The following is a 1,442-nucleotide window of genomic DNA, read 5'->3' as shown; positions in this document are numbered from 1 at the left end:
ACGATTCCTAATCTCGTTGTCAAGCTGCGACTGTGACGGGTGGTATTGCCTCGTAGCACCGTCCGTCACGGAGCAAAGCCCACAAGACATTCACGCGCCGTCGGGCGAGGGCAAGGACTGCCTGGGTGTGCCGCTTGCCCTCTGCCCGCTTGCGGTCATAGAAGCGACGCGATTCGTCGCAGGAGCGGATGCTGATCAACGCGGAGGTGTAGAAGACACGTTGGAGACTGCGGCTGTATCTCTTGGGCCGGTGCAGATTTCCGCTGATCTTGCCCGAGTCGCGGGGAGCAGGGGCGACGCCGGCGAACCCGGCGAGTCGGTCAGGAGTTCCGAAGGGCGTCATGTCTCCGCCCGTGGCCGCCACGAACTCAGCGCCGAGCAGGGGGCCGATGCCGGGCATGCTCGTGATCACCTCGGCGTGTTGGTGCTCGCGAAACCGGGCCTCAATGAGCTTGTCGACCGCAGCCACCTGCTCGTTGAGGCGCATCACCTCCTTCGCGAGCGTGTGGACGAGCTGGGCCGTCGGCTTCTCGCCGGTCACGCTGGTGTGCTGGCTGTCGGCGGCCGTCACGGCGGTCTGGGCCAGTTGGGCGGCGCCCCGGACTTTGCGGTTACGCAGCCACGATTCCAGTCGGCGGGCTCCGGCCCGGCGGATGGCGGCCGGGGTCTGATATCCGGTGAGCAGGACCAGCGGCCCCGCGTTGGTCAGGTCCAGGGCCCGCTCCAGGGCCGGGAAGATCCCGGTGAGGTGACCTCGCAACCGGTTGATCACGCGAGTGCGGTCCTCGATGAGATCGCGCCGGTGGACCGTGAGGATCTTGAGCTCGGTGACCAGTTCGTCGCCTGGCCGCAATGGATGAAGGTCCCGTCGGACCCGGGCCTGGTCGGCAATGATCGCCGCGTCCTTGGCATCGGTCTTGCCTGCACCCCGGTAGCCCTCAGAGGCCCGGTTGACGGCCATGCCGGGAATGTAGAGCGTGTGCTGGCCATGGCTGAGCAGCAGGTCGATCACCAGGGCAGCCCCACCGTCGGCCAGGTCGATTCCCCAGATGACCTCGTCGCCCAGAGCCAGCACGTCAGCCAGCAGCTGCAGGAGCTCCGACTCGTCATTGGCGACCCGCCTCGACAGGAGTCGCTTGCCGGTCGCGTCGATAACCACGCAGTGGTGATGAGCCTTCCCGGCATCGATGCCGGCCCAGATCGCTGTCACGCACGCTCTCCAACTCGTTCGTCTCCTGCACCGCAGACGACCTCGCTGGCGAGTCCCTACTCAGCGATCGGATCGCAATTCCTAATCAGCAGCCGAGTCGTCGCGGGGTGTCGGGCGGCGAATCGTTGGAAGCCACGGACGGCAGACCACTGAAAGCCACACCCGACACCCCCGGTTGAGCCAACCCTACGAATGGCTCGCTCATCCCGATCAACAAGGTAGGGACCACTGA

General features: G+C 66.0%; 1 protein-coding gene. It reads right to left on the bottom strand.

Annotated features, from left to right (window positions below; genetic code table 11):
* Positions 1-19: 19 nt before the first annotated feature.
* The gene (locus G6045_RS40545; RefSeq protein ID WP_165337255.1) at positions 20-1,210 is read right to left on the bottom strand and encodes an IS110 family RNA-guided transposase; all 1,191 of its coding nucleotides are present in this window, start codon (positions 1,208-1,210) and stop codon (positions 20-22) included.
* Positions 1,211-1,442 lie beyond the last annotated feature (232 nt).

The organism is Streptomyces mesophilus, from assembly GCF_011044995.1.
Classification (GTDB): Bacteria; Actinomycetota; Actinomycetes; order Streptomycetales; family Streptomycetaceae; genus Streptomyces; species Streptomyces mesophilus.
Note: the sequence above shows the minus strand (reverse complement) of the source record. Positions and strands in the feature narration are given on the sequence as shown.